We start from the raw sequence: 25677 nt of genomic DNA on the forward strand, positions 1-25677 counted from the left end.
GCAAAGAGGCGATGTGATGCGGCCGGGCACAAAAAAGCCCGCATTTCTGCGGGCTTTCGCGTGCGTGACGGACGTGGTGGAATGTCCGGATTTCGCATTTTTTGGTGCCGAAGGTGGGACTCGAACCCACACGCTTTTAAGGGCGGCGGATTTTGAGTCCGCTGCGTCTACCGATTCCGCCACTTCGGCGCGGCCGGGAAGTATAGCCGAGGGCGGCGGTTCGGTGCTCGGGGTGCGGATCGGAAGAATGCCGGCTCAGAACATGCCGTAGCGGGCCATGGCGGCGGCGCAGACGAAGATCACGGCCACCATCAGCAGTTCGAAGCGGACGATGCGGGCGAGTGTCGCCGCTTCTCCGGCCGGGGGCAGGAAGGCGGGATCGGCCTTCAGGGCCTTGCGCCAGCGCAGGAAGCGGATGGTCGGCCACGCCGAGAGGATGGCGGCGAGGATGAAGAGGGTGATCTTGGCGTGGAACCAGGGGTTGTGCAGGTAGTAGTTCCAGCCCTTGGCGCCGTAGAGCAGGCGCAGGATGCCGACGACGAGCAGCAGGGTGGCGGTCATGCCGTAGCCGGCATCGACGCCGGCCAGGCGCTTGAGGGCGGCGCCGTCGAGCTTGCCGCGCAGGAGGACGGATTCGGTCACCAGCATGGCGATGAATCCGAATAGCAGCAGGTGATGCAGGCTTGCGAGGATGAGGTCGGTGAGCATGGGAGCCGCCTGGCGCGCCGGAGTGCGGCGGAGGATAGCAAGCCATGTCGGGCTCGGCCGTTGCGAGTGTCCAAAAACGGACTTGGTGATGGGTCGCGTGGGTGTTGCGGATGGTCGACTCAGCCGTCGGGCGGCAGGGACGACAGCCATGTCGAGAGTGCCTGGATGCTGTCGTCGTCGAGTCGCTCGCCGATGCCGCGCATGACGAAGTCGGTGGTGGAATCGTGCAGCTTGCTGTCGCGATATTCGGTCAGCTTGGTCTGCAGGTAGATCGATTGTTGGCCACGCAAGGCGGGATAGGCGGCGTAAGGCGTGTGGCCGTCGCGATCCGGGCGCAGGGCGTCGGCATGGCCGCGCGCGTCGACGCCGTGGCAGCCCTGGCAGGGCGGAATGCCCTTGGCGGAATCGCCGGTGAGATACAACTGCTCGCCGCGTTGCGCCTGCGTCGCATCGACGGGCGCGGCGGCGGCATCGGCGGCGGGTACGGGCGGCTTGAGGCCGGCGAAGTAGGCGGCAAGGTTGCGCATGTCCGCGTCGCTGAGATCGGCGACGAGCGGCGTCATCGGTGATTCGGTGAGCGTGCCGCGCTTGAACTCGACCAATTGCCAGTAAAGGAAGTCCGCGCGCTGGCCGGCGAGGTTGGGGAAGTTGGGCGCGATGGCGATGCCCTGCGCGCCGTGGCAGGCGGCGCAGAGTTCGGATTTGGCTTTGCCGGCGCTGGCATCGCCCGCGATCGGATGCACGCGGCGCAGATCGCTGTAAGGCAGGGAAGGCTTCGCGGGCACGGCAGCCGCCGGCGCGTCTTGCGCGGGAGCCGGTGTGGCTTCCGCCGTGGCTGACGGTGTTTCCTGCGACTGCGCGATGGCGAGCGCGCTAGTGAGGCAGGCGCCGACGATAATCAACGAGAGCGATGTGCGCTTCACAGCTGCATCTCCAGCAGGACGCCGACCATGTTGACGCTGTAGCTCTCGGGGCCGCCGTCGGTGTAGACGCGATGGTCGATCACCTGGCCATCCTCGAAGCCGTAGTAATGCCAGTCGAAGACGCTTCCGCGCTGGTAGGTGTCGAACAGGCGCACGTTGAGGCTGCGATGGATCGGGAAGGTCAGGCCGAGCGTGAATGTGTTGACGCGATAGATCATGGCCGGGAATGCGCCGGTGAGCAGCGGCTCCACGACGGGTGAGACGAGCGCGCCGGCCGAGTTGTAGCGATAACTGGTGATGCCACGCGAATAGGTCCAGTTCCAGTCGGCATCGAGCACGACGCGGCCGATGCGCTGACTGAAATTCGCGCCGGCATAGTGATTGCGTTGTTTGTCGCGCGTCCACCAGCGGTTGGCTTCGGGATAAGTGGCACCGCCGAGATTCGGATCGGACGTCGGCGCGGCATCGTTGACGTTGGCGAAATCGAGCGTGGAGCGGTCGTAGCCGTACCAGGCGCTGGCGACGGTGGTCGGTGTCGGCTGCCATTCCCATTGCAGGCTGCCGCCGAGCGTGTCGTAGCGCTGGCGGCCGAGGAGGGCGTCGTAGTCGTTCCAGTCGCCGCGCAGCGAGGCGTAGAGCGTCATCTCGCGTGGCAGCGTGACGGTGGCCATCAGGTCCAGCTTGTTCTGCACGCGGCCGGAGACGTCGTACTTGCGCAGCTGCGCGACGGTGTGCGCAGTTTCCTCGCCGGTGAAGCCGGGGAGTTGGCTGGAGAAGGTGAATTCGTAGGGATCGTAGTCGTATTCGCTGCCGGTGCGGCGCAGGTAGGTGTAGTTGGCGCGGAAGGTCAGCCAGTCGAGCGCACGGTTGTTCCAGGTGAGCTTGAGCGCATGGTCGCGCGTGGCGGCGACTTCGCGATGCGTGCGCTCGGTGCGGTCGAAGGTGTAGGTGGCGCCGAGGGTGTTCTTGTTGTCGAAACGCCAGTCGCCGCCGAAGGACACTTCGTTGAGTTCGTTGTCCAGCGGCATGTTGCGGATGGTGGTGAAGCCGCCGGGGTTGGTGACCGGATCCCACACGCCGGATTCGCCGGGCACGACGCTGCCTTGCGAACCGTTCTCGCTCGGATAGCCCCATTGCCCGGTGAGCGGGTTGTAGGCCCAGTAGGTGCCCGAATAATCGTTGCGCTGGTATTTGGCGCTGGCCCGCCAGGTGAGGTGGTCGGTGGGTTGCAACACCACGCGCGCGTCGACCAGTTGCGAGTTGATGCGCAGATCGGCGCGGCGGCGCGAGAGCGCGGCGGGCGTGTTCCAGTCGGCGCAGTCGAGCAGGGCGCCGGGGATGCCGTTGATGCCGAACTGTCCCTGGCAGTTCATCGGCGCGACCAGCTTGTCGTTCTGGCGCATGGTGCCGCCCGAAGCAGTCAACGAGAACTCGCCGTTCCAAGCGATCTTGCGGGTGAGGCCGACACGCAGATGATGGTAGTCGTTGTCCGGTTCGTAGGAGAACGAACCTTGCGTCAGCGTCGGCGACGTCAGCCCGGGCACCACCGGCGTGAGTGCGAACGGCACTTCGTAGTCGAAGCTGCGATTGCCGTGGCGGAAGAACGAGCCCGAGTAGCTGAATTCCATGCGCCAGAGATTCCCGGCGAAACGTGCGCCGCCGTTGAAGTTGACGGTGCTGTCGTCGATGGGGCGCGGGATCTCGTAAACGCCGCCGTTGTCGGCGAAGGGATAGTTGAAGAAGAACGGGCCGCCGAACGGTCGCGCGCCCTTGCGCGATTCGTGGCTGGCGTTGGCGAAGGCGGTCCAGCGCTTGTTGATGATGTAGTTGATGCCGATGCCTTGCTTGTCGCGCACCACCTTCAGGAGCCGTTCCGGCTGCGCCGCGGAGACGGCGGCCACCTGCGCAGAGGTGCTGGCGCCGGGTGTGAGGCCGTCCTTCAGCGTGAGATGGTTGCTGCCGACGCCGTTCCAGATCGAGCGCGCATTGCCGCTGGTGACATTGGCCTGGCTGCGCGCGAACGCCTGCACGCGGAACTTGCCGGCGCGCCCGAACACCACACGCGCAGACTGGTTGTCGTCGTTGATGCGGTTGGCGCGCAGGTCGAAATAGCTGCCGTCGGAGGGTTTCTCCAGGCGCAGGTCGGCACCGAGGTAGAGGCCGTCGTCCCAGTTCGAATAGCGGCGCCACAGCATGTTGTTCTCGTCGCCGTGTACGCCGAGGTAGCCGAAAGTCAGAAGGCCGCGATAGACGCCCGTGTCGTCGCCCTTGTAGTCGGAATAGGCGGGCGGGCAGGCGTAGAGGAATCCGGTCGGCGTGCGCTTGTGCTCGCCGGTGAGCCAGCTGGCGCCATCCTCGTCGCAGCGATAGGCACCCACGCCACTGGGATCGAGCGCATTGCCGAATTGCAGATCGGTGCCGATACCGCTGTCCTGCGCGAACGCGCAAGGCGCTGCCAAGGCCAGCGATAGCAACGCGCAACGAGAAAATGCCGTCGTCTTGGCGAAGATCGAAATCCGGTGCTTTTGCTCGTCATTCCCGCGAAAGCGGGAATCCAGTGCCTTTTCTGTTGATCTTGCGTCACCTGCGCGAAAGACGCTGGATTCCCGCTTTCGCGGGAATGACGAACAAAAAACAAGGCTGCGTCCCCAGCGGAGTGTTTGTCTGGGCGAAGAGCGGAAGTCGTACTCGTCCAAGACTACTTCCTCCCTATTTGTGCAGCCGCGGACCGGCGGGATTGTTGGACCCGTGAATCTGCGCGTGGCAGGTCAGGCAACCGCGTCCCATCAGGCGCTCGTCCGGCGCGATGCCGTTAGCGAGCTGCTGTTCGCCGAACAGGTCGTTGGGATGACGCGTGTGCGAGTGGCACTGCTGGCACAGCATCGGTACCGGCGCCACCAGCAGCGCATGCTGGTTGGAGCCGTGCGGGGTATGGCAGTTGAGGCAGTTCTCGCGCGCGGGCGCGTGCTCGAACAGGAACGGCCCGCGCTTCTCGGCGTGGCACTGGTAGCAGGTCTCGTTGACCGTGTCGGTCTTCAGCAGCGCGGTGTTGATGGTGCCGTGCGGGTTGTGGCAATCGACGCAGGCCATCTGGCCTTCCGGCAGCGGCATGTGCGAGCGGCGGTTGAACTGCTGGCGGATGTCCCGGTGGCAGGTGGCGCAGGTTTCGTTGATCGACTGCTTGGCCTCCAGGCCTTCCGCGGACAGCTGCGCCATCGGGTTGTGGCAGTCGCTGCAGGAGAGGTCGTTGCGCTGGTGGATCGAGCCGAGCCAGTGATCGCGCGGGCCGCCGGCATGACAGCCGAGGCAACTCGCCGTCTGCGTCTTGATCGGCGTGGCGCCCTGTTTGGTGAAGGCGATGATGCTGCCTGGTTGTGTCGGGTTCTGCGCATGCGCCGATCCGGCGCCGTGGCAGGCCTCGCAGGTCGCGGTCTTGGGATCGGCCGCGAACGCGGCGTTCATGCCCAGCGCGTGGATGGTGTGCGCGAAGTTCTGGCTTTCCTTGCTGTGGCAGGTGGTGCAGACCTGCCGTCCGACCGGCTTGGCATCCGGCGCGCCGGGATTGTCGGGGATGGACGGATGATCGAAGCCGGGCGCGGGATCGAAGCCGTGTCCGGCTTGTGCCTCCTCGCTGCTGAAATTGGTCGGTGGGAGGTTGTGAGGATTCGCTCGGGCCTCGACGCCTTCCTGCGCGGCGACGGGCGCGAACCAGGCCGCGGCGGCGAACACGCACGCAGCAGCCATTCCAATAGCCAAGAAAATCCGCATCGACCCCTTCCCGTGCGCCTGGCTGGCCGGAACGCTGGCTCGCCGCAGGGCGTAATCTTTATTACGTTTAGACTGCGACCGGATTCAGCCGCCGTCAAGTCTCCCGGGACGGTTCGTGCTTGGCGGGAAGAAAAACAGACTGTCCTATCGGGGCAGCGCGCCGTGCAGGAACAGGTCCATGGCAGCCCGCGCTTCTTCCTGGGCCTTGGTCAGGTCGGGCACAGTCAGGTTGCCGCTGGCCACACGGATGATCAGTTCGCCGAAGATCATCATGAAGAATTGCGCCGAGGCCAATTGCGGGGAATGCAGCGACAGCCGGCCGGCGTCGACTTCGTGTTTGAGGTAGTCGGTGAGCATCGCCTGCGCCGGCGCCACCGCGTTCTCGAAGAACCAGTCGCGCAGGCCGGGGAAGTCGCGGCCCTCGCCGATGACGATGCGGTGGATCAGCACCGATTCGGGGGTGAGGATGCTGTTGATGATGCTCTCGCCGGTCTGACGCAGCGCGATTTCGGGCGGCAATCCGGACAGATTGAGCGCCTGCAATTGCTCCGCCACCACGGCCATGTGGCGTTCGATGATCGCGTGCGCAAGGCCTTCCTTGTCGCCGAAGACACGGTACAGCGTCGCCATCGAACCGCCGGCGCGGGCGACGATGTCACTCAGCCGCGTTTGCCGGTAACCCTTTTCAAGGAAGACATCGGTGGCCGCGTCGAGGAAACGTTCGCAGCGTCGTTCGCCGCGTTTGCACAGCTCCACATCCGGGCGCGGTCGGAACGGCGTATCAGTCCCTTTGCGAGCGATAGTTGTGGATTTCGACATGGGCGGGCGAGATTGCGGCTCGTGAGTGGGATGTCATTCGATATGCTGCTATGCAGCATCCCAGACTGAGTATAGGCCTCCGTTACAGAAACGGGTGGGAAGGACGTCACTGCGGCCATGACCGTCCGATAGCCGGTATCGGACCGTTCACGACCAGCCAAACGTCAAGAATCGATGATCAAGATTCAGTGATCGAGATCTGGCGGGCGAGATCAGGCGGGTGAGATCAGGCCGCCTGATCGGTCTTCAGTGCGCTGTCGGTGCGCAGGAACCATTCGCCGGACTGCGGGAAGAACTTGGAGCAGCACTCCATCGGCGCCTGATAGATGTGCAGCGACACCGCGACCGCGTCGTCGCTGGCATTGGCGATGGTGTGGTACTCGTGCGGCGGAATCAGGCTGCCGGCGCTGCCGGGGCCCGCGTGCATGCCGCCCGCGGCGCGGAAGCGGAAACGATCGCCGTCGCGTTCGAGCAGTTCGTATTGAGTGATTTCCAGCTCGCCGTCCCAGACGCCTTCCACGCACCACAGGCCGGAATGGTCATGGATCGGCGTGCCCTGGCCGGGCCCCCAGGTCATCGCCACGACGCTGTAGCCATGCTTGGCGCTGCGATAGATCTCGCGGCGAGCGTAGTGGTCGGCGATGGCGCTGTGGACGCAGTCCGGAAGATGCACGTCCGGGTCGCGGATCAGCGCACACAGCGTGTTGCGCAGGCTGGCCGTGACGGCGTGTTCGTCGCCCAGCGACACCGAGTGGTCGATGGCGGCGACGAGTTTGTCGTGGCCGGGGAAGTCGAGATCGGGCAGGGGAGCGACGGAAGCCATGGGAAGGTAGTGTACGCCTGGATGCGATTAGTTGCAGGTGAAACTCTAAGCCGCCGAAGCGCGCCTAGAGCGACTTGAGGAAGTCCCCGACCGCCGGTCCGAAGCGTCCGATGTCGACCAGGAAGGCATCGTGTCCCTGCGGCGATTCCAGCGGCAGGAAGGTGGCGTCGACGCCGCCGGCGCGCAGCCCGTCGGCGATCTGCTGTTGCTGTTGCAGCGGGAACAGGATGTCGGTGTGAACGCCGATGGCGAGCGCCTTTTCGACCCGCAGCTTCGCCAGCCCCTGATCGGCGGTGCCGCCGCAGGATTCGCCCAGATCGAACCAGTCCATCGACCGGCTCAGGTAGAGATAGCAGTTGGGATCGAAATTGCGCACGAAGCGGCGCGCATGGCCTTCGAGGTAGCTTTCCACCTCGAACTCCAGGCCGAACGGGTCCTCGTCGTCGCGGCGATCGGATTCCAGCCGCACGCGTCCGAAGCGTCCGTCCCATTCCAGCGCCGAGCGATAGGTGATCACGCCGAGCTTGCGCGCCATGCGCATGCCGCTTTCCGGATAGTTCGCCTCGTCGTAGTTGCCTTCGTTCCATTTCGGATCGAGGCGGATCGCCTCGCGCTGCAGCGAGCGGATCGCGATCGAGAACGGCAGCGCGTGCGCGGCACCGGAAATATTGATGTGGCTGCGCGCCACACCCGGATGGCGCGCGAGGAAGGCGAGCGCGGTCATGCCGCCCATCGAATTGCCGATCACGCAGGCCAGACGCTCGAAGCCGAGCGCGCGCACCACGTGCGCGGCGGCATCGGCGATGTCCTCGATCGAAAGTTCGGGGAAGGCGAGTTTGTATGACGTGCCCGTATTCGGGTCGATCGCGGCCGGCCCGGTCGATCCCTTGCAGCTGCCCAGGGAATTCACGCAGATCACATGCCAGCGCGTCGTGTCGATCGGTTTGCCGGGCCCCAGCATCGCCTCCCACCAGCCGGGCGCCGGGTTGGCGTCATGCATGGCCGCGTGCGCGTCGGGCGAAAGGCCGGTGAGGATCAGGATCGCGTTGTCGCGCGCGGCGTTCGGCGTGCCCCAGGTTTCATAGGCGATGCGGGCACCGGCCAGCGTGCCGCCGCGTTTCATCGGGAAGGGGGAAGGCAGATCGATGTAGCGCGTGCCGGGCGGGATGAATTCGGTCATGCGCATAGTCTAGTGGGTGACCGCGTGTTCCCACGAGCGCCGGGCGATGAACTTCTTGATTGGTTCGCGGGGAAACGGAGGACGGTGATCAGTCTTCCTCGGCTGGATACGCCCGTTGCGGCCGCGATTGCCGATGGCGCTCGCCGCCTGGTCCCTGATTGAGCAGCAGGCGATTCCCGTACAGAGATTCACCTTTGTCGATCGCGAAGGCATGGGCCAGCTTGTCGAAGGACGGTTTGTCGTTTTCGAACAACTGCAATTCATCCGCGGACAGCCAGAAGTAGACGCTGTAGTAGGCGATCCACGGGATCACGACCTCGAGCACGGCGATCCCGGCCTGACGGTCGCGCAGGATCGAGTAGTAGTTGTCGCGATCGACGAACACGCTGACGAGCGTGGCGGGATCGAAGACGTAGCTGTCGAGGGTTTTGGTCATCGGGATCCGATTCTGGCACCGGGCCGTCAAGGAAAATCCTACATCGGTTCGGGGTTTCGCCCGATTTCTCCGGTTCGCGGCGCGAGCGATCCTGCGGGCTGCGTTCTTCGGCAAATGAAAAGCATGTCCGAAATCATGTCCAGCCATCGGTCTCGGCCGCTCGTGCATGTTGAGCTGGCCGCAGGGTGAAATCGGGATGGCTCCGCTTCGCGGCAGCCCGGCTGGAAGGGCAGGTCGCGCCGTTTGGAATCGCGACGGCGGTTTCGCTGCTGGCCGGCATCGTGGCGTGTGCTTGCCTGCCGGTCCTGCCGCCATGGCCATTGCTGATCCCGCTGTTGCTGATCGGGTCGGCGCTGTGGTTTCGGCCCGATCGCTCGAGGGTGCTCGGCGCGCTCCTCACTGGTTTTTCCCTCTTCGGATTGCATGCGGCGCATGCGTTGGCGCAACAGCTCGCGCCGGAGCTCGAACGGCAGGATGTCGTGGTCAGTGGGCGCATCGTCGAGTTGCCGGATCACGAAGATGGGCGCATGCGTTTCCATCTGCGGGTCGAGGAGACCGCATCGCCGCGATCGGCGAGCCTGCGCGGGCGATTGCTGCAGGTGGCGTGGTACGACACGGAAGAAAGCGTCTCGCAATGGAAACGGGTGACCTCCGGCAGCCGCTGGCGGTTCGCGCTGCGCCTGCGCGCGCCGCGCGGATTGCGCAATCCCGGCCCGCTCGACAGCGAGAAGACGGCGCTGGCGCGCGGCATCGCCGCGACGGGCTACGTGCGCAATCCACATCTCGCACGCCAACTGGCACCTGCCACCGGTGTCGATGCCTGGCGCGAACGCATGTCGGCACGCATCGCCGAAACGGTGCCGGCGTCCTCATCGCGATTCGTGCAGGCATTGGCGCTCGGTGATACGCGTGCTTTGAGCGACGAAGACTGGGACGTTCTGCGCGCGGTCGGCACCACGCATCTGATCGCGATCTCGGGATTCCACGTCGGCATGATCGCGGTGCTGTTCGCGTGGCTGGCGGCGATCATGTGGCGCGTGTTTCCGCGATTGGCCTTGAGAGTGCCGCGTCCGCAGGCGATGGCGGGCGCTGCCTTGTTCGGCGCGGCTGGTTATGCGGCTGCATCGGGGTTGGCGTTGCCGACGTTGCGCACGGTGTTGATGATCGCGGTGGTGGTGTCGGCGCGTTTGTTGCGCCGGCCGGTGCGTGTCGTGGATGCGCTGGCATTGGCCGCGCTGGTGATGCTGCTATTCGATCCGATGGCGGTGTTGACCGCGGGGTTCTGGCTCAGCTTCGCGGGCGTCGCATGGCTTGCCTGGTGCCTTCCGCAGAGCGGTGCCGCCAGTGGAAGCAAGCGCATCGTGGGTGATTTCCTTTCCGCGCAAAGCGTGGCGACCTTGGGCTTGCTGCCGCTGACGGTCGTGCTGTTCGGACAGGCATCACTGGCCGGGCCGTTCGCCAATCTCGTTGCGATTCCGTGGTGGAGTCTCGTGGTCGTGCCGCTGTCGTTGCTGGGCACCGCGCTGGAAGTGATCCATGCCGGCTGGGGCGGTGGCGCATGGCGCGGGGCGGCGTGGTGTTTCGATCTCACCTGGCCGCTGTTCACGACATTGGCCGAGAGCCGCTTCGCACTGTGGTGGTTGCCAGAGCCGCGCGGGTTCGCCTTGCCGCTGGCGTTGCTCGGCGCGTTCTGGTGTCTGTTGCCGCGCGGTACGCCAGGCAAGGCTCTCGCGGCATTGTTGTGGCTGCCGTTGTTGTGGCCGGATCGCGGGTTGCCGAAAAAAGGCGAAGCCGAATTCGTGATCCTGGATGTGGGGCAGGGATTGTCCGTGCTGGTACGGACGGCTGGTCACAGCCTGCTCTACGACATGGGGCCGTTTTCCGGCAGGCCGGCGCGGGGATGCGCGGGCGCTTGCGAAAGGGTTCGCATGGCCGGCTTCGACACCGGCGAGCGCGTGGTGCTGCCGGCCCTGCATGCGTTGGGTGTGCGGCGCCTTGACGCCGCGGTCGTGAGTCATGGCGACAACGATCACGCCGGTGGCTTCCCGGCGGTGCGTCGCGCGATGCCGATGCCGGTCGCCTATGCGCCGGAAGGCGTCGGCATCGTTGGAACGCGTGCCTGCCATGCCGGCACGGCATGGGAATGGGAAGGCGTGCGCTTCCGCTTTCTGCATCCGCCGCCGCACTTTCCCTATCTGGGCAACGAGTCCAGCTGCGTGCTGCGCGTGGAAACCCGGCACGGTGCCGCGCTGCTGGTCGGCGACATCGGCGAAGTGGTGGAACGTGATCTGGTCCGGCGCGATGCGGCATCACTGCGCGCGGAGATGGTCGTGGTGGCGCATCACGGCAGCCGCGAGTCTTCAGACCCCGCCTTCGTTGCTGCGACGGGCGCACGTTTTGCCCTGGTGTCGGCGGGATACGGCAATCGCTATCGACATCCGCATCCATCGGCCGTGCGACGCTGGCGCGAGGCTGGCGCCACGGTGGCCGCTACGCTCGATGGCGGTGCCTTGCGTGTCCGGATGGGCGAGGAGGGCGCCACGCTCGAAGCGCGTCGGCGGTCGCAGCCGCGGCTATGGGATGCGGCGCGCCGGCAATTGCGTCTTTCCTTGGAGGACTCAGAAGAGCCGGAGTGATTCCTGGCGTATCGAAGCGCGCTTTCGATTATTTGTCGCGCTTGGAATACATCTTCTTTTCCCACGTCTTCTGCTTCTGTCCCGCTTCGCGCAGGAACGGCGCCAGCGGTGCGAGATTCAGCAGGCGGCGATTGAACCAATTCCAGGGCTGCCGCAGCGGACGCGCGAAATCGATGAACAACACCACGCGCCAGCCGTCGGTATCGTTCCAGACCTCATGGTTGAAGCTGTCGTCGAAGATCAGGCAGCGGCCTTCGCTCCAACTGCGGAACTCGTTGCCGATGCGGATGCGGCAGCGCTCGCGCGGCTCGGGCACCAGCAGACCGAGATGGCAGCGCAGCAAGCCGTTGTAGGCGCCGCGATGGGCGGGGATGTGCTTGCCCGGGGTGAGGATGCTGAAGAACGCGGTGGTCAGGCCCGGCACGCAGGACAGCAACTTCATCGTTTCCGGGCAGCGCCGCGCGTTGCCTTCGCAATCCATGCCGGCGCTGACGAGGAAGAAGGTCTTCCAGGTGTCGTCGGAACTGATCGTCTCCACTTCCTTGAGGATCTCGTGGAAGCTCGGCATCTGGTCGCGATAGACCATCACCTGGTCGAGTTCCGCGCGGACTTTTTCCCAACCGTTCTCGAGCTGCGCCGTCCACGGGAAATCCCGGGCCTCGTAGATCGCCGAATCCGGCAGCACCGACACGGCGGCCACCGCCGCCTCCAGGTGTTCCTGCGCCTTGAGCGCCAGGCGGCCAAGCCAGGTGCGAGGCAGGCCCAGGGTATGGGCGCGGGTGTGATGGTCGATGGTCGGGGGTGTTACGGGGTTGGACGCTGCGACGGGGGCGGTATCCGTCCTGCGCGACCCGAGGCCGGTGGCGGTTGCAGTTTCGTCGTGGGTCTGCGGCATTCTTCCATCGGTCATGGAGTTCGAGCCCATTGCCTTATCCGGGAGGCCCCGTATTTTACCGGAACGTGACAAAAGACCCTGAAGTGAAGCTTGCCCATTCGCCAGTCCGGGCTTTCCTCCGTATGCTTATCTCCCAAATGAACGCGTGATGGGTCGGAGGTAGAAAGTGCTGGAACTGGTGAAGGCGGGCGGCTGGCCCATGCTGCCCCTGGTGCTGTTGTCGGCGCTGGCGGTGGCGATCGTGGTCGAACGGTTCTGGGCGCTGCGGCGCAAGGCCGTGCTGCCGCCGGGACTGGGCAGCGAAGTGCGCGCCTGGGCGGCACGTGGCCGGCTCGATCCCGAGCACATCGATTCCCTGCGCGTGAATTCCCCGCTCGGCGCCCTGCTGGCGGCGGCGCTGGACGTGCGCAACCGTTCGCGTGAGGAAATCCGCGAGCGCGTCGAGGATGTGGGCCGCCATCAGGCCCATCGCATGGAACGCTATCTGAACGCTCTGGGCACCATCGCCGCGGCGGGTCCGCTGCTCGGCCTGTTCGGCACGGTGGTGGGCATGATCCAGATGTTCCTTGGCATCATGGACCACGGTGTCGGCGACGTCAGCCAGCTCGCCGGCGGCATCGGCAAGGCGCTGGTATGCACCGCGGCCGGCATGGTGGTGGCGGTGCCGGCGCTGATGTTCCATCGTTTTTTCCGCGCCCGGGTCGACGCCTATCTGGTCGACATGGAGCACGAGGCGATCCAGCTGATGGACGCGATCGATCCGCGCAATACGCGTCGTGCCGCTTCGCCGTCCGCGAACGCACCCGCGACATCATTGGCGGAGCAGGTCTGATCGCATGCGTATCCGCGACCGTCGCGCCGAGGACAATCCCGACATCAACCTCGTGCCGTTGATCGATGTGATCCTGGTGCTGATCATCTTCTTCGTGATCACCACCACCTTCGACATGCGCTCGGTGTTGAAGCTGGAACTGCCGCGCGCCGACGGCGAGCGCAGCGACGCGCAGGCGAAGACGCTCAACCTGCTGATCAATGCCGACGGCCGTTACTTCGTCGACGATCGCGAGGCGTTGCGCACCGATGTGGAATCGCTCAAGCGCACCATCGCCGAGGTCGCGGGCAGCGACCGCGAACGCACCGTGCTGATCCGCGCCGACGCGCGCACGCCGTGGCAGGCCGTGATCACCGCCTACGACGCACTTGGACAACTGGGTTTCCGCCGCATCGCCAATGCCACCGCGCCGGAACAGCGTGGTGGTTCTGGCGGTTCGGGACAGGCGCGATGAGTAGCGATTCCAAGCTCGCAGCCACCTGGCCCATCTACAAGCGGTTGCGCGGTTTCGCCGGCAAGTACCGCTGGCTGTTGTTGCTGGCGCTGGTCGGCATGCTGATCGAAGCCACGGCCGGCGGCGCCTTCACTTATCTGATGAAGCCGGTCGTCGATCAGACCTTCGTGATCAAGAACGAGCGCATCGGTGTGTGGCTGCCGCTGGCGATCGTCGGATTGTTCATGGTGCGCGGCATCGCCGGCTTCGCCGCCGACTACTACATGGCGCGTTCCGGCCGCGGCATCGCCCGCGATCTGCGCGTGATGGTGCTGGGCAAGTACCTGCGCATGCCGGGCCTGCGTTTCGACAGCGAATCGGTGTCCTCGATGCAGGTGCGCCTGGGCTCGGACAGCGATCAGGTCGCACAGGCCACGATCGACGCGGCCAAGGTGATGCTGCAGCAGAGCTTCCAGATCGTCGCCGCGCTGACGGTGATGTTGTTGACGAGCTGGCAGGTGACGATCGCGATTCTGGTGCTAGCGCCCCCGTTGTCCTTCGTGATGAGCCGCGTCTCCAAACGCTATCGCCGCGTGAGCTACCGCATCCAGGAAAGCGGTGCGCAGCTGATGCAGTCGGCCGACCAGTCGCTGCACGGCCATCAGGAAGTGAAGATCTACGGTGCCCAGGAAGTTGAGCACAACCGCTACGCGGCGCTGGCCGACAAGAACATGCGGCTGGCGATGAAGGTCGAGGCCACGCGCGGCGTGTCGTCGGCGCTGGTACAGTTCATGGGCGCGGTGGGGCTGGCGATGTTGCTGGTGGTGGCGGGCCACGAGGCTTTCGCCGGACGTCTCACCGCCGGCGGTTTCGTCACGCTGATGACGTCGATGGTGGCGATCCTGCCATCGCTGAAGCAGCTCACCAATGTGCAGAATATGCTGCAGCGAGGCATCGCCTCGGCGGAGCGCTTGTTCAGCGTGCTGGACGCCGACAACGAGCGCGACTCGGGCACGCGCGCGATCACGCGCGCGCAAGGCCTGATCGAATTCCGCAACGTGAGCGCACGCTATCCGGGTCAGACGCATCCGGCGCTGTCGGGTGTGAGTTTCGTCGCCAAGCCCGGCACCGTCACCGCGATCGTCGGCCGTTCCGGCAGCGGCAAATCGACGTTGATCAAGCTGATTCCGCGTTTCTACGAGCAGGAATCCGGCGAGATCCTGCTCGATGACGTTCGACTGGAAGAATATAAGCTCGTCGATTTGCGCAAGCAGATCGCACTGGTCGGACAGCAGGTCATGCTGTTCGACGATACCGTCGCCGCCAACGTCGCCTACGGCGAGATGGCGTCGGCGAGCCAGCAAGCGCTGGATAGCGCCGTGCGCGGCGCCAATGCCGCGGAATTCATCGAGCGCCTGCCGGAAGGGCTGCAGACGCCGATCGGCAGCAACGGCTCGCGCCTGTCCGGTGGCCAGCGCCAACGCGTGGCGATCGCGCGCGCGATGCTGAAGGACGCGCCGATCCTGATCCTCGACGAAGCCACCGCCGCGCTCGACACCGAGTCCGAGCGTCTGGTGCAGGATGCGCTCAATCGTCTGATGCCCGATCGCACCACGCTGGTGATCGCGCACCGATTGTCGACCATCGAGCACGCCGATCAGGTGCTGGTGCTCGATCACGGCAAGCTGGTGGAGCGGGGCACGCATACCGAACTGCTGGCGCAGGGCGGGCTGTATTCGCATCTGCATCGCATGCAGTTCCGCGAACCAGACGCGACATGAGCACAGGCGCGGGAAAGGCGCCGGCGTACTGGTTCGGTGGTGCGGTGCCGTGGCATGCGTGGATGTTGTCCCGGATTTACGGCGCGGCGATCGCGTTGCGGATGCGCTTGTTCCGCATCGGATTGTTGCGGCGCGTGCGCGTCGGTAAGCCGGTGCTGGTGGTCGGCAATCTCATCGCCGGCGGCAGCGGCAAGACGCCACTGACGATCGCCGTGGTGGAACGCTTGCGGGCCGCCGGATGGAAGCCCGGCGTGGCCACGCGTGGCTATGGCCGCGCCGATGCCGGAACCGCGCGTTGGGTCGAGCGCGATACCGATCCGACGCTTGGCGGCGACGAGCCGGTGCTGATCGCGCGGCGCACACACGCGAAGGTGCGAGCGGATCGCGATCGTGTGGCGGCTGCGCGCGCCTTGATTGCAGCCGGTTGCGACATCGTGGTTTGCGATGACGGGTTGCAGCACTATCGGTTGCAGCGGGATGTCGAGATCGAGGTGATCGATGGGCGGCGGCGCTACGGCAACGGCGAGTTGCTGCCCGCCGGGCCGTTGCGTGAGCCGGTGGAGCGTGCGCGGAGTTGCGATTTCCACGTTCTCAATCTTGGTGGCGACGATGGTGTGGAAGCGGGGTTTGGCGAGTGGCCGATGCGACTGGTCGCCGATCAGGCCTATCCGTTGCTCGGTGGGCGGCCGAGTGCGTTGACCAGTTTCGCCGGTCAGCGTGTGCATGCGGTGGCCGGGATCGGGGATCCGGAGCGGTTCTTCGCGATGCTGCGTGGGTTCGGGATCGCGGTGGTGCCGCATGCGTTTGCGGATCATCATCGGTATTCGGCCGATGATTTGCAGTTCGGCAGCGATTTGCCGGTGCTGGTGACGGAGAAGGATGCGGTGAAGTGTGCTGGGTTGGCGAGTGATCGCTATTTCAGCGTGCCGGTGCGGGGGGAGTTGTCGGAGGCGTTTTGGGTGGCGTTGCTGGATCGGGTGGGGCGGTTGCGCTGAGCGTTCCGAGAGGGTTGCTTTTGCTCGTCATTTCGGCGAAAGCAAGGTTTTTAACAGCTGGATGGCTGGTCATTCAGATATTCGCTTGATCGTCGTCCCAGCGGAAGCTGGGATCCATTTTGATGTTGCTCGTCATTCCCGCGAAGGCGGGAATCCAGCGACTTAGCTTTTGGTCTTTGCCGTTGGTCGTGAAGAGCGAAAGCGTTTCGTCCGCTACGCGGCCGAGTTCATTTCTTTTGGTAAGCGCCAAAAGAAACGAACCAAAGAAAAACGCTTTCCCCGACGAAGCAGCCCCAGGGTTTCATTGCTATCAGGATTTTTTCGACTCGCCATCCATGGCTCGGTCGAAAAACGGCGCACATCCTGTGCGCCGCCCTCCGGGTCTCCTGTTGTCATGGTGGTTTGGCATCTTTAGAAGCAAAAAGCGGTTACGCTTTCGTATCTCTTGTGGCATCCGATTCTCATGTCGTCCTCTTCCGGCTTCGTCGTTGCCATCCCAGCCCGCTTCGATGCCACCCGATTGCCCGGCAAGCCCTTGCGCCTGCTGGCGGGCGAGCCCCTGGTGCTGCACGTCGCGCGCCGGGCATTGGCGGCGGGCGCGCGGGAGGTGTGGGTGGCGGCTGATGACGAGCGCATCGCGCAGGCGCTGGAAGGGAGCGGGGTGCGGGTGGCGATGACGGCCAGGAGTCATGTTTCGGGGAGTGATCGTCTCGCCGAGTGCGCGGACATCGCGGGATGGAGTGATGACACGCCGGTGGTCAATCTGCAGGGGGACGAACCGTTCGCGCCGGCGGCGGCGATTCGTGCGGTGGCGGCGCTGTTGACGTCCGGTGATGCCGAGATGGCGACGTTGGCAGAGGCGATTCTCGATCCGGATGTGTTGTTCGATCCGAATGCGGTGAAGCTGGTGCGCACCGATGCCGGTCTTGCGCTGTATTTCAGTCGCGCGCCGATTCCGTGGCATCGCGATGCATTCGCGCGGGATCGTCGTGTGCTGGTGCCTGGCGAATGTCTGCGCCATATCGGCATCTATGCTTATCGCGCCGGGTTCCTGCGGCATTTCACCAAGTTGCCGCCGGGGCGGCTCGAGCAGTTGGAATCGCTGGAGCAATTGCGCGTGCTAGAAGCCGGTTTCCGCATCGCGGTCGGGGTAACGCCGGAGCCTTTTCCGGGCGGGGTCGATACGCCCGAGGATCTCGCGCGCGCGGAACGCAGGCTGAGCGGCTCGGATGAGTAATCCCGATGACTGAACCCTTGCGCTTGCTGGTCGTCTGTCTCGGCAACATCTGCCGTTCGCCGATGGCGGAAGGGGCGTTGCGTGCGCGCGTGGTCGAGGCGGGACTGTCGGACGTGGTGCGGATCGACTCGGCCGGCACGGGCGGCTGGCATGCCGGCGATCCGCCCGATCCGCGTGCGATCGCCACGGCGCGGCGGCATGGCGTCGACATTTCCGGCCTGCGGGCACGCAAGCTGCAGTCGCAGGACTTCGACCGGTTCGATGCGCTGCTCTGCGCCGACCACGCCAATCTGCGCGACGTGCGGGCGCTGGCACCGGCGGGCGCGCCCGCGGCGCTGTCCCTATTCATGGAGTGGGCCGGCCTGGAGGGTGCCATCCCTGATCCCTACGAGGGCGGCGAGGCCGATTTCGAACGCGTCTGGCAGCAGGTGGACGAAGGGGCGCGGGTGATCGTAGCGCGGTTGCTGACCCCGGATGTGTCGGTGGCCTCGGGAACTGGTTGACGCCTTCGCGTGCAGGCGGGAAGCTGACCGCACATGACCACCCTTGCCGTCGCGCCGGAGTTCCCGGGCAATCTCGAATGGCTGAACCTGACCCAGCCGCTGCGCATGGCGCAGCTGCGCGGGAAGGTGTGCGCGCTCGCCTTCGTCAATGCGGGGTCGGCCTGGTGCCAGCAGCGGCTGGGCGATCTGGCCAATCTGCGCCGGCGGCATGGCGATCGCATCAACGTGGTGGCGGTGCACGTGCCGCGCTTCGAGAACGAGCGCGATCCCGGCCGGGTGGTGATGCTGTTGCGGCGCCAGCGCTTCGAATTTCCCGTCGCCCATGATCCCGACTGGACCTTGTGGCAGCAGTACGGCATCGAGGCCTGGCCGACCGTCGTCCTGATCGACGGCGAGGGCAAGGTGCGCAAGCGCTGGGTCGGTGACACCCAGGTGCGCGAACTGGATGCGGCGGTGTCGGAACTGCAGGACGAAGTCGTGATGCCTGCGTATGACGCCGATCCCATCGAATTGCGGCAGATGCGCGAGCCATTGCTGCCTCTGAACTTTCCGGCCGGGCTGGCGCTGGATGCCGGCACGCTCTACGTCGCCGACAGCGGCCATCACCGCATCCTGGCCTGCGATCCGGGCGGGCGCGTGCTGCGTCAATTCGGCAGCGGCGGGCCGGGGTTCATCGACGGGCCGATGGAGCTGTCGGCGTTCAACCAGCCGCGCGCGCTGTGCGTCCACCACAACAATCTGTTCGTCGCCGACAGCGGCAATCATGCGATCCGGCGCGTCGATCTGCGGACCGGCGAGGTCGATACGGTCTGCGGCGCCGGGCGGCCAGGCCAGCCGGAGCCGGGCGTGTTCACCGACCCGCGCCGGGTGGCGCTGGATCAGCCGCGCGCGGTCGCGATCGATGCCTCGGGCACGATGCACATCGCCACCGTGGGCGACAACCGGATCTGGTCGCTTGACCTCGGGCGCCGCGAGATTCGTCTGCTCGCCGGATCGGGCGCCCTCGACGTGATCGACGGTGTCGGCACCGCGGCGGCGTTCGCCGAACCGGTGGCGCTGGCGGCGGTGCAGCAGCTGCTGTACGTCTGCGACGGTGCCGGTTCGGCGATCCGCAGCGTCAACACCCGCACCGGCCAGGTCACCACATTGTTGGGGCAGGGCGTGTGGGAACACGGCCACGTCGATGGCGCGCGCGGCGAGGTGCGTCTGCAGCAGCCGCAGGCGATCGCGCTCGATCCGAACGCGCCGATGCTCTGGATCGCCGACAGCGGCAACGACGCGCTGCGCACCCTGCGCCTGGGAGGCGGCGAGGTCAACACGATTTCCCTTCTGCACCGTCTGCACGCGCCGGCCGGTCTCACGGTGGCGAACGGCGCGGTCTGGATCGCCGACAGCGACGCCCACGCCGTGCTGCGGCTGGATGTGCAAGAGGGCATTCTGCGACACGTTCCGATCGGCGAATGACGGCAGGATCCGAGGAATTCGACGGCAAGGCATTCGTGCGCGGCCTGAGCACCGCGCCGGGCGTGTATCGCATGTTCGCGGCCGACGACAGCGTGCTGTACGTGGGCAAGGCGCGCGAGTTGCGCAAGCGCGTCTCCAGCTATTTCAACGCCGCGCCGAAGAATGCACGCACCATGGCGATGCTGGCGCAGGTCGCGCGCATGGACGTCACGGTCACGCGCAACGAGGGCGAGGCGCTGCTGCTGGAAAACCAGCTGATCAAGTCGCTCAAGCCGCGTTACAACGTGATGCTGCGCGACGACAAGAGCTATCCCTACGTGCTGCTCACCCAGGAAGCCTGGCCGCGATTGGCCCTGCATCGCGGCGCACGTGCGATTCCCGGGCGCTATTTCGGGCCGTATCCCAGCGTCGGCGCGGTGCGCGAGACGCTCAATCTGATGCACAAGCTGTTCAAGCTGCGCAGCTGCGAGGACAGCGTGTTCCGCAACCGTTCGCGGCCGTGCCTGCAGTACCAGATCGGCCGTTGCAACGCGCCCTGCGTCGGCCTGGTGCAGGCGCGCGATTACGCCGAGGCAGTGCGTCGCGTCGGGTTATTCCTCGACGGCCGCAGCGACGAACTCGGCGAGGAACTGCTCAAGGCGATGGAAGCGGCCAGCGAGCGCCTGGATTTCGAGGAAGCCGGCCGCCTGCGCGACCTGATCACGGGAATCCGCCGCCTGCAGGCGCGCCAATACGTCGACGGCAACGCCGCCGATCTCGATGTGCTGGCCTGCGCCATGCAGGGCACGCATGCCTGCGTGTTGCTGTTGGCCTTCCGCGACGGCCGCAACCTCGGCACGCGCTCGTTCTTCCCGAAGACCAACGGCAGCGACAATCCCGCGGAAGTGCTGTCGGCATTCGTCTCCCAGTACTACGCCGAGCAGACGCCGCCGCGCGAGATCGTGCTCGACCGCGACATCGAGGATGCCGAACTGCTGGAGAACGTGTTCAGCACCGTCGCCGGCCGCCGCATCGCGATCAAGACCAGCGTGCGCGGCGAGCGGGCGGGCTACCTCGACCTGGCGCGGCGCAATGCCGAGGTGACGCTCGCCACCGAACTCGGCAGCCAGGCCGCCCAGCATGCCCGCGCCGAATCCCTGCGCGATCTGCTCGGCCTGGAGGATCTGCCGCAGCGGATCGAATGCTTCGACATCAGCCACACCATGGGCGAGGCGACGGTGGCCTCGTGCGTGGTGTTCGATGCTGCAGGCCCCGTTCGCAGCCAGTACCGGCGCTACAACATCACCGGCATCGAGCCCGGTGACGACTACGCGGCGATGAAGCAGGCCCTGGAGCGGCGCTTCCGCCGCGCCGTCGAGCAGCTGGAAGCCGAAGGCGGGGAGGCGGACGGCGCCCGCGAAGGCCTCGGCATTCTCCCCGACGTGCTTCTGATCGACGGCGGCGCCGGCCAGGTGGCCCAGGCGAGGGAAGTCCTCACCGATTTCGGCATCACCGGCGTCATGCTGGTCGGTGTGGCCAAGGGCGAGGCGCGCAAGCCCGGCCACGAGACCCTGCTGCTGCCGGACGGCCGTGAGCTGCGCCCGGGCGCGGCGTCCTTGGGCCTGCAGCTGATCCAGCAGGTGCGCGACGAGGCCCACCGCTTCGCCATCACCGGACATCGTGGGCGCCGGCAGAAGGCGCGCAACGTCAGCCGGCTGGAGGACATCCCCGGGATCGGCCCGCGCCGGCGCGCCAGCCTGCTCAAGCATTTCGGCGGCCTCGGCGGCCTGAAGAAGGCGGGGGTGGACGAGATCGCCCAGGTCGAAGGCATCAATGCGGCCCTGGCCGAGCGCATCTACGCGACATTGCATGCGTGAGCCGCCCCGGGCATGAACTCCGGGCCATGCCGCGTGGTGAATGATCCGCGGCCATGGCGCCACCACGATCCCGGTGGATCGCACCTTCCTCTTATGGTGAAAGGCTGCCGATTTTCGACAAGTCAGTGGTCACGCATGGGCACATGCGCGGATTTTGTGCAGGAGCATCAAAACGAAACCCCTCGATTCCTCACTTTCCGCCCCCATCACTGCACTAAGATGTCCCCGCACCGCACCCGATAGATCACCGGATGAAGCTGACTCTCCCTACCTGGCTGACGCTGCTTCGCATCATGATGATCCCGGTGCTGATGCTGGTGTTCTATCTGCCGTACAAGTGGACCAATTTCGCCGCGGCCGCGATCTTCGCGCTGGCCGCGATCACCGATTGGCTCGACGGCTGGATCGCGCGCCGCTACCACTTGTACTCGGCGTTCGGTGCGTTTCTGGACCCCGTCGCCGACAAGCTGATGGTCGCTACCGCCTTGTTCCTGATCGTGCAGGGTCATCCGACCGCATGGATGGCGCTGTGGGCGGCGGTGATCGTCGGTCGCGAGATCGCGGTATCGGCGCTGCGCGAGTGGATGGCCGAACTCGGCCAGCGCGCGCGGGTGCAGGTGGCGTTCATCGGCAAGATCAAGACCGTGGCGCAGATGCTCGCCCTGTTGTGCCTGCTGTATGCGGTTTCGCCCGCGCCGGGCAAGCAGCCGCGACCTGAACTGTTCCTGGGCGAGGTCGTTTTCCACATCGGCGACTGGCTGTTGGCGATCGCCGCGATCCTCACGCTCGTCTCCGGATATGCCTATTTGCGCGCCGCGTGGCCGGTTTTGCGCGCGGGAGAGCGCGCAACAGTTGACACGCCGACATCTGACGGTAAAATTTCGCCTCCTCCGCGGGAATAGCTCAGTTGGTAGAGCACGACCTTGCCAAGGTCGGGGTCGCGAGTTCGAGTCTCGTTTCCCGCTCCAGTTTCAAGAAATACGAGGACGTCCCCATCAGGTGACGGACTTCGAGAGGAAACCCCGGCATCCGGGGTTTTGCTTTATCGGGCGCTTGAAAACGCCGCCCGGATGCGCCAGCCTCGGCGCATCGTCACCGGCCTGGTGGCAGAGTGGTCATGCAGCGGACTGCAAATCCGCGTACGCCGGTTCGATTCCGACCCAGGCCTCCATCGCGTCGGAGACTCCCGTGAGAACGGGTACTTCGCCGTGGTGCGAGCGATCGAGCGGAATCAGCCCGCTAACTTACTTACGATCGATTTTGCGCGACGTCCGCATATCAGCCTGACAGACCCGAAACCCTGGACTGCGGCGGGGATTGCCTGAAATGCATGGCGGAAGTCGTTGAAGATCCTGATTGCGTGCTGGCAATGAGTGAGATCATGCGAGCCGTCAACCCGACATCATCCAACCCCGCGAACTAGACAATGAATGCCTGTCTACGCCTACTAGCTGTTGCACTCCTTGCTTTTCCTATATCTCTGATCGCAGCCGCGCCGGCCACGAAACCCGATCTGCGCCTGTGGCGTCTGGATTGCGGTGAGTTGTGGACCTACAACCTGGATGAAATGTCCGATACGCGCGCCTATGTCGGCCGGAGCAAGTACTTCGTAGGAAGCTGCTACCTCATCCGGCATGGTGAGACCTATCTGCTCTGGGATGCGGGCCTGTCGCGGGAGTATCTGCACAAGCCTTTCGCCCGAGGTGATGCGGATTCCAATTCGTTGGCCATCACTCTGGTCGATCAGTTGGCCAAGATCGGAGTCGAGCCATCGCAGATCGCTATGATCGGCATCAGCCACTATCACTTCGACCATATCGGCCAGGCGGCCGATTTCCCGCAGGCGAAGCTGCTGATCGGCCAGAAGGATTTCGAGGTCCTGGGCCAACCGGGCCAGGAATGGCGCGCGAAGCTGCTTGCCCCTTGGCTGCGCAAGGATGCCAAGATCGAAAAAATCAACGGCGACTCCGATGTCTTCGGAGACGGCAGCGTCGTGATGCTCGATCTCCCGGGACACACGCCGGGCCATCACGGGTTGCTGGTGCAGTTGCCCAAGCGCGGCGCCGTGCTGCTGTCGGGCGACGTGGTGCATTTCCGCGAGAACATGGAGTCGATGGGCGTGCCCTCGTTCAACACCGATCGCGCGCAATCGCTCGCCTCGATGGATCGCTTTGGCAAGCTCGCGCGGAATCTGCACGCGACCTTGATCATCCAGCACGAGGAAGAGGATGTATCGAAGCTGCCGGTATTCCCGGAAGCAGCCGAGTAAGTGCGCCTCGGCAACGGAACGGCATCTAAAACAGGCCCCGCGCACAGCGTGAAGTACCATTTGGGTCGTGTTGAATCCTGACGGCTTGAGTCTTTGATCTGGCGTCGCGGGTTCAGGCAAACTAAACGGCATGCCCGGATGGCGAAACTGGTAGACGCAAGGGACTTAAAATCCCTCGACCGCAAGGTCATGTCGGTTCGATTCCGACTCCGGGCACCAGGTGATGAATGAAAAAGGCCATCCGAAGATGGCCTTTTTTGCCGGATGGGCAAGGGCTTTCGATCTCGAAACTGCCTGGACGCCTGAAGTGCTGGTTACAACAGCTTGTCCAGCAGTGGCGAGGTAAACACTCGGGCGGGATCGTACTTGTCCAGAATCTTGCGCGCCGTCTCCCATTGCGCGTTCGCCGGTTGCCCGATGCTGATCGACTCGGGAACGACGGAAGACAACACATACGGGTTGTCCCAGGCCTGGGCATCGGTATAGCCCCAGCCCTTGCTCCATTCGACGCGAGCCTGCGCGTAGTCTCCGGTGTAGTTGGAGAGCACCCATTCCTCCATCTCACGGTAGAACTCGTTGGCATGCGCCGTGCCCGGCAGGGTGAGGATGTCGAGCCATACCGCGACATCCCATTCCGGTTTGTCGAGGCGTGGTCTGAGCGCCGACAGCAAAGGCGCGACCGCGCCTTCGACGGCGGCTTCCGACGGCGTGTCCAGGCCGGTGACGCGAATCTCGACCGGTCCATTCATCGGGTACTGATTGCGGCTTTGGTAGTCGGCGATCATCTCGTCGTAGCGCTTGACGAATTCATGCACGACGCGCTGCACGTCGGAGCGTCGGGTGAGGATCGCGTAGCCATTCGCGGTGACGCGCAAGGTGCTGGGTTTGACGTATAGGAGCGTGTTCTTCGACGCGCCCCAGATGTCGAGATTCAATGTCGCGACGAGGCCCGCTTGCACGGCGGCGAGCTGGGCTGCGCCGAACAATGGCGTGATCGCGGAGATGCCTCGGTTGATGTCGCCGATCAGGTCGGTGACCAGCTTCGGCAGGTTCTCGGCGAAGATGTAGTTGAACGGCGCGAAGACCGGACGCGAGAACAGCGGACGTTTCGGCGAAACCGTCCAGACCTTGGTCCACGGCGTGCGGGTGAACGGGAAGGTGATCGTTTCGATGCGGCCGGCGCTGTCGAGGAAGCTGGCGAAGGTGCGGCCACCGGAACCGGGCGGCGCGAACAACTCGTCGGTGGTGATGTCGGTGAAGCTTTGGCAGCGCAAGTATTGGTTCGGGCCGGCCTGCAGCGTGGCGCTGGTGATGAACGCGCGTCCGAGATGCGTGAGGAAGGCCGCGGATTCGAATTCGTCGCGACGAAAGGTTTTCAGCACGTAGCGGCCGGAAGTGTGCTCCCAGACCACGGCCGTGAGTGAAAGAACGCTGTTGCTCACCGAGCCGAAGCTGTGTCCGGGCCGCGCCTTCTCGCCTGGTGCCGGAACGGCCGTGCCGTGTCCGTTGATGGCCAGGGCGCCGCCCAGCGTGATGTCGCCGGGGGCTGGAGTGGAGATGAATCCGAGGCCGGCGGTTTCCAGTTTGGCCATGAGATCCTGCATCAGCACGCCGGTTTGTGCCGTCACTCGCGCGGGTTGCGTGCTGGCGTCGATCTGGACCTTGTTGAGGGACGTGGTGGTGTCGATCAGCAGCACGCCGGACGCGTTCTGCCCCGGCTGGAAGGTCAATGGCGACCAGTTGTGCATCGCGCCGCGCGGGCGCACCTTGAAGCCGTTCTCGAACGCCCAGTTGACGATCTGCAGCACTTCGTCTTCGTTGCGGGGCGAAGTGGTCCAGGCATCGTCGACCTTGATGTCGCCGGCCCAGTTCTGGAAGGCCTGCCTGTACAGGCGAACCTGCGAGGGGAAGCTGGTGGGGGCGTCGCCGAGTTCGCTGGCGTTGACCTGGAATGCGGGCATCCACGCGACCGTGGCTGCCGCCGCGCCCGCGGAAAGCGCCTTGCCCACGAAGCGCCGTCTGGAAGTGTCTTGGGGAGCGGATCCGTTGTTCGGATCGTATTTGCTATCGGAGTTCGACATGGGGAAGGCTCTGGGAATGGAAATCTTTGGGAATTGAA

Annotated in this window: 21 protein-coding genes and 4 tRNA genes; 14 read left to right on the forward strand and 11 right to left on the reverse strand. The window is 65.1% G+C overall.

Annotated elements, in window-relative coordinates:
• Positions 1-102: 102 nt before the first annotated feature.
• The 9 genes from LG367_RS05020 to LG367_RS05060 all read right to left on the reverse strand — a co-directional run bounded on the left by LG367_RS05020 (position 103) and on the right by LG367_RS05060 (position 8657).
• A tRNA-Leu gene (locus LG367_RS05020) sits at positions 103-189 on the reverse strand.
• A gap of 66 nt (positions 190-255) precedes the next feature.
• Positions 256-708, reverse strand: a complete 453-nt coding sequence (locus LG367_RS05025; RefSeq protein WP_226468142.1) for a DUF2214 family protein — start codon at positions 706-708, stop codon at positions 256-258.
• 119 nt (positions 709-827) lie between these two features.
• Positions 828-1631, reverse strand: coding sequence for a c-type cytochrome (locus tag LG367_RS18605; protein WP_226468143.1), 804 nt, complete (start codon positions 1629-1631; stop codon positions 828-830).
• Complete coding sequence (locus tag LG367_RS05035) at positions 1628-4090, reverse strand: MtrB/PioB family outer membrane beta-barrel protein (RefSeq protein WP_226468144.1); 2463 nt, start codon at positions 4088-4090, stop codon at positions 1628-1630. Before LG367_RS05035 ends, LG367_RS18605 begins: the two co-directional genes overlap by 4 nt.
• Before the next feature lie 250 nt (positions 4091-4340).
• Positions 4341-5375, reverse strand: coding sequence for a DmsE family decaheme c-type cytochrome (locus tag LG367_RS05040; protein ID WP_226468145.1), 1035 nt, complete (start codon positions 5373-5375; stop codon positions 4341-4343).
• Positions 5376-5543: 168 nt separating this feature from the next.
• A complete protein-coding gene (locus LG367_RS05045; protein WP_226468146.1) occupies positions 5544-6155 on the reverse strand; it encodes a TetR/AcrR family transcriptional regulator in 612 nt (203 codons plus the stop codon).
• Positions 6156-6444: 289 nt separating this feature from the next.
• On the reverse strand, positions 6445-7041 hold the full coding sequence (locus LG367_RS05050) for a cysteine dioxygenase family protein (RefSeq protein ID WP_226468147.1): 597 nt from the start codon (positions 7039-7041) through the stop codon (positions 6445-6447).
• Positions 7042-7105: 64 nt separating this feature from the next.
• On the reverse strand, positions 7106-8221 hold the full coding sequence (gene metX / locus LG367_RS05055) for a homoserine O-acetyltransferase MetX (protein ID WP_226468148.1): 1116 nt from the start codon (positions 8219-8221) through the stop codon (positions 7106-7108).
• Positions 8222-8309: 88 nt separating this feature from the next.
• Entirely contained in the window at positions 8310-8657 is a 348-nt protein-coding gene (locus LG367_RS05060) for a hypothetical protein (RefSeq protein ID WP_226468149.1), read from the reverse strand.
• Between the two features lie 278 nt (positions 8658-8935).
• Between LG367_RS05060 and LG367_RS05065 the strand changes: the two genes are divergently transcribed.
• Positions 8936-11293 (forward strand): DNA internalization-related competence protein ComEC/Rec2, encoded by a 2358-nt coding sequence (locus LG367_RS05065; RefSeq protein WP_425490931.1) that lies wholly within the window; start codon positions 8936-8938, stop codon positions 11291-11293.
• 28 nt (positions 11294-11321) lie between these two features.
• On the opposite strand, the gene LG367_RS05070 is transcribed toward LG367_RS05065, so the two are convergent.
• A complete protein-coding gene (locus tag LG367_RS05070; protein WP_226468150.1) occupies positions 11322-12188 on the reverse strand; it encodes an aspartyl/asparaginyl beta-hydroxylase domain-containing protein in 867 nt (288 codons plus the stop codon).
• Positions 12189-12354: 166 nt separating this feature from the next.
• On the opposite strand from LG367_RS05070, the gene LG367_RS05075 reads away from it, so the two are divergent.
• The 13 genes from LG367_RS05075 (at position 12355) to LG367_RS05135 (ending at position 23777) form a co-directional block, all read left to right on the forward strand.
• Positions 12355-13020 (forward strand): MotA/TolQ/ExbB proton channel family protein, encoded by a 666-nt coding sequence (locus LG367_RS05075; protein ID WP_226468151.1) that lies wholly within the window; start codon positions 12355-12357, stop codon positions 13018-13020.
• A gap of 4 nt (positions 13021-13024) precedes the next feature.
• Positions 13025-13474 (forward strand): ExbD/TolR family protein, encoded by a 450-nt coding sequence (locus tag LG367_RS05080; RefSeq protein WP_226468152.1) that lies wholly within the window; start codon positions 13025-13027, stop codon positions 13472-13474.
• The gene (gene msbA / locus LG367_RS05085) at positions 13471-15234 is read left to right on the forward strand and encodes a lipid A export permease/ATP-binding protein MsbA (RefSeq protein WP_226468153.1); all 1764 of its coding nucleotides are present in this window, start codon (positions 13471-13473) and stop codon (positions 15232-15234) included. The genes LG367_RS05080 and msbA overlap by 4 nt, the downstream gene beginning before the upstream one ends.
• On the forward strand, positions 15231-16229 hold the full coding sequence (gene lpxK, locus LG367_RS05090) for a tetraacyldisaccharide 4'-kinase (protein WP_226468154.1): 999 nt from the start codon (positions 15231-15233) through the stop codon (positions 16227-16229). The genes msbA and lpxK overlap by 4 nt, the downstream gene beginning before the upstream one ends.
• 463 nt (positions 16230-16692) lie before the next feature.
• Positions 16693-17466 carry a 3-deoxy-manno-octulosonate cytidylyltransferase gene (kdsB, locus tag LG367_RS05095; RefSeq protein WP_226468155.1) on the forward strand — a complete coding sequence of 258 codons (774 nt, stop codon included), beginning with the start codon at positions 16693-16695 and terminating at the stop codon, positions 17464-17466.
• Between the two features lie 17 nt (positions 17467-17483).
• Entirely contained in the window at positions 17484-17969 is a 486-nt protein-coding gene (locus LG367_RS05100) for a low molecular weight protein-tyrosine-phosphatase (protein WP_226468611.1), read from the forward strand.
• Between the two features lie 33 nt (positions 17970-18002).
• Complete coding sequence (locus tag LG367_RS05105) at positions 18003-19433, forward strand: redoxin domain-containing protein (protein ID WP_226468156.1); 1431 nt, start codon at positions 18003-18005, stop codon at positions 19431-19433.
• Positions 19430-21289, forward strand: coding sequence for an excinuclease ABC subunit UvrC (uvrC, locus tag LG367_RS05110; protein ID WP_226468157.1), 1860 nt, complete (start codon positions 19430-19432; stop codon positions 21287-21289). The genes LG367_RS05105 and uvrC overlap by 4 nt, the downstream gene beginning before the upstream one ends.
• Positions 21290-21540: 251 nt before the next feature.
• The gene (gene pgsA, locus LG367_RS05115) at positions 21541-22191 is read left to right on the forward strand and encodes a CDP-diacylglycerol--glycerol-3-phosphate 3-phosphatidyltransferase (RefSeq protein WP_226468158.1); all 651 of its coding nucleotides are present in this window, start codon (positions 21541-21543) and stop codon (positions 22189-22191) included.
• Positions 22182-22257, forward strand: a tRNA-Gly gene (locus LG367_RS05120). The genes pgsA and LG367_RS05120 overlap by 10 nt, the downstream gene beginning before the upstream one ends.
• Before the next feature lie 129 nt (positions 22258-22386).
• Positions 22387-22460, forward strand: a tRNA-Cys gene (locus tag LG367_RS05125).
• 255 nt (positions 22461-22715) lie between these two features.
• A complete protein-coding gene (locus LG367_RS05130; protein WP_226468159.1) occupies positions 22716-23558 on the forward strand; it encodes an N-acyl homoserine lactonase family protein in 843 nt (280 codons plus the stop codon).
• Between the two features lie 132 nt (positions 23559-23690).
• Positions 23691-23777, forward strand: a tRNA-Leu gene (locus tag LG367_RS05135).
• Positions 23778-23872: 95 nt separating this feature from the next.
• Here LG367_RS05135 and LG367_RS05140 read toward each other — a convergent pair.
• A complete protein-coding gene (locus tag LG367_RS05140) occupies positions 23873-25639 on the reverse strand; it encodes a cholesterol oxidase substrate-binding domain-containing protein (RefSeq protein WP_226468160.1) in 1767 nt (588 codons plus the stop codon).
• Between the last annotated feature and the right edge of the window lie 38 nt (positions 25640-25677).

It is taken from the genome of Luteimonas panaciterrae (assembly GCF_020511115.1).
In the GTDB taxonomy this organism is placed as follows: Bacteria; Pseudomonadota; Gammaproteobacteria; order Xanthomonadales; family Xanthomonadaceae; genus Luteimonas; species Luteimonas panaciterrae.

What these genes read in the sequence shown, in the direction of transcription:
- LG367_RS05025 (WP_226468142.1), bottom strand. Translation starts at nt 708, where the DNA reads ATGCTCACCGACCTCATCCTCGCAAGCCTGCATCACCTGCTGCTATTC.
- LG367_RS05040 (WP_226468145.1), bottom strand. Translation starts at nt 5,375, where the DNA reads ATGGCTGCTGCGTGCGTGTTCGCCGCCGCGGCCTGGTTCGCGCCCGTC.
- LG367_RS05050 (WP_226468147.1), bottom strand. Translation starts at nt 7,041, where the DNA reads ATGGCTTCCGTCGCTCCCCTGCCCGATCTCGACTTCCCCGGCCACGAC.
- metX (WP_226468148.1), bottom strand. Translation starts at nt 8,221, where the DNA reads ATGACCGAATTCATCCCGCCCGGCACGCGCTACATCGATCTGCCTTCC.
- LG367_RS05060 (WP_226468149.1), bottom strand. Translation starts at nt 8,657, where the DNA reads ATGACCAAAACCCTCGACAGCTACGTCTTCGATCCCGCCACGCTCGTC.
- LG367_RS05070 (WP_226468150.1), bottom strand. Translation starts at nt 12,188, where the DNA reads ATGCCGCAGACCCACGACGAAACTGCAACCGCCACCGGCCTCGGGTCG.
- LG367_RS05080 (WP_226468152.1), top strand. Translation starts at nt 13,025, where the DNA reads ATGCGTATCCGCGACCGTCGCGCCGAGGACAATCCCGACATCAACCTC.
- msbA (WP_226468153.1), top strand. Translation starts at nt 13,471, where the DNA reads ATGAGTAGCGATTCCAAGCTCGCAGCCACCTGGCCCATCTACAAGCGG.
- lpxK (WP_226468154.1), top strand. Translation starts at nt 15,231, where the DNA reads ATGAGCACAGGCGCGGGAAAGGCGCCGGCGTACTGGTTCGGTGGTGCG.
- kdsB (WP_226468155.1), top strand. Translation starts at nt 16,693, where the DNA reads ATGTCGTCCTCTTCCGGCTTCGTCGTTGCCATCCCAGCCCGCTTCGAT.
- LG367_RS05105 (WP_226468156.1), top strand. Translation starts at nt 18,003, where the DNA reads ATGACCACCCTTGCCGTCGCGCCGGAGTTCCCGGGCAATCTCGAATGG.
- uvrC (WP_226468157.1), top strand. Translation starts at nt 19,430, where the DNA reads ATGACGGCAGGATCCGAGGAATTCGACGGCAAGGCATTCGTGCGCGGC.
- pgsA (WP_226468158.1), top strand. Translation starts at nt 21,541, where the DNA reads ATGAAGCTGACTCTCCCTACCTGGCTGACGCTGCTTCGCATCATGATG.
- LG367_RS05130 (WP_226468159.1), top strand. Translation starts at nt 22,716, where the DNA reads ATGAATGCCTGTCTACGCCTACTAGCTGTTGCACTCCTTGCTTTTCCT.
- LG367_RS05140 (WP_226468160.1), bottom strand. Translation starts at nt 25,639, where the DNA reads ATGTCGAACTCCGATAGCAAATACGATCCGAACAACGGATCCGCTCCC.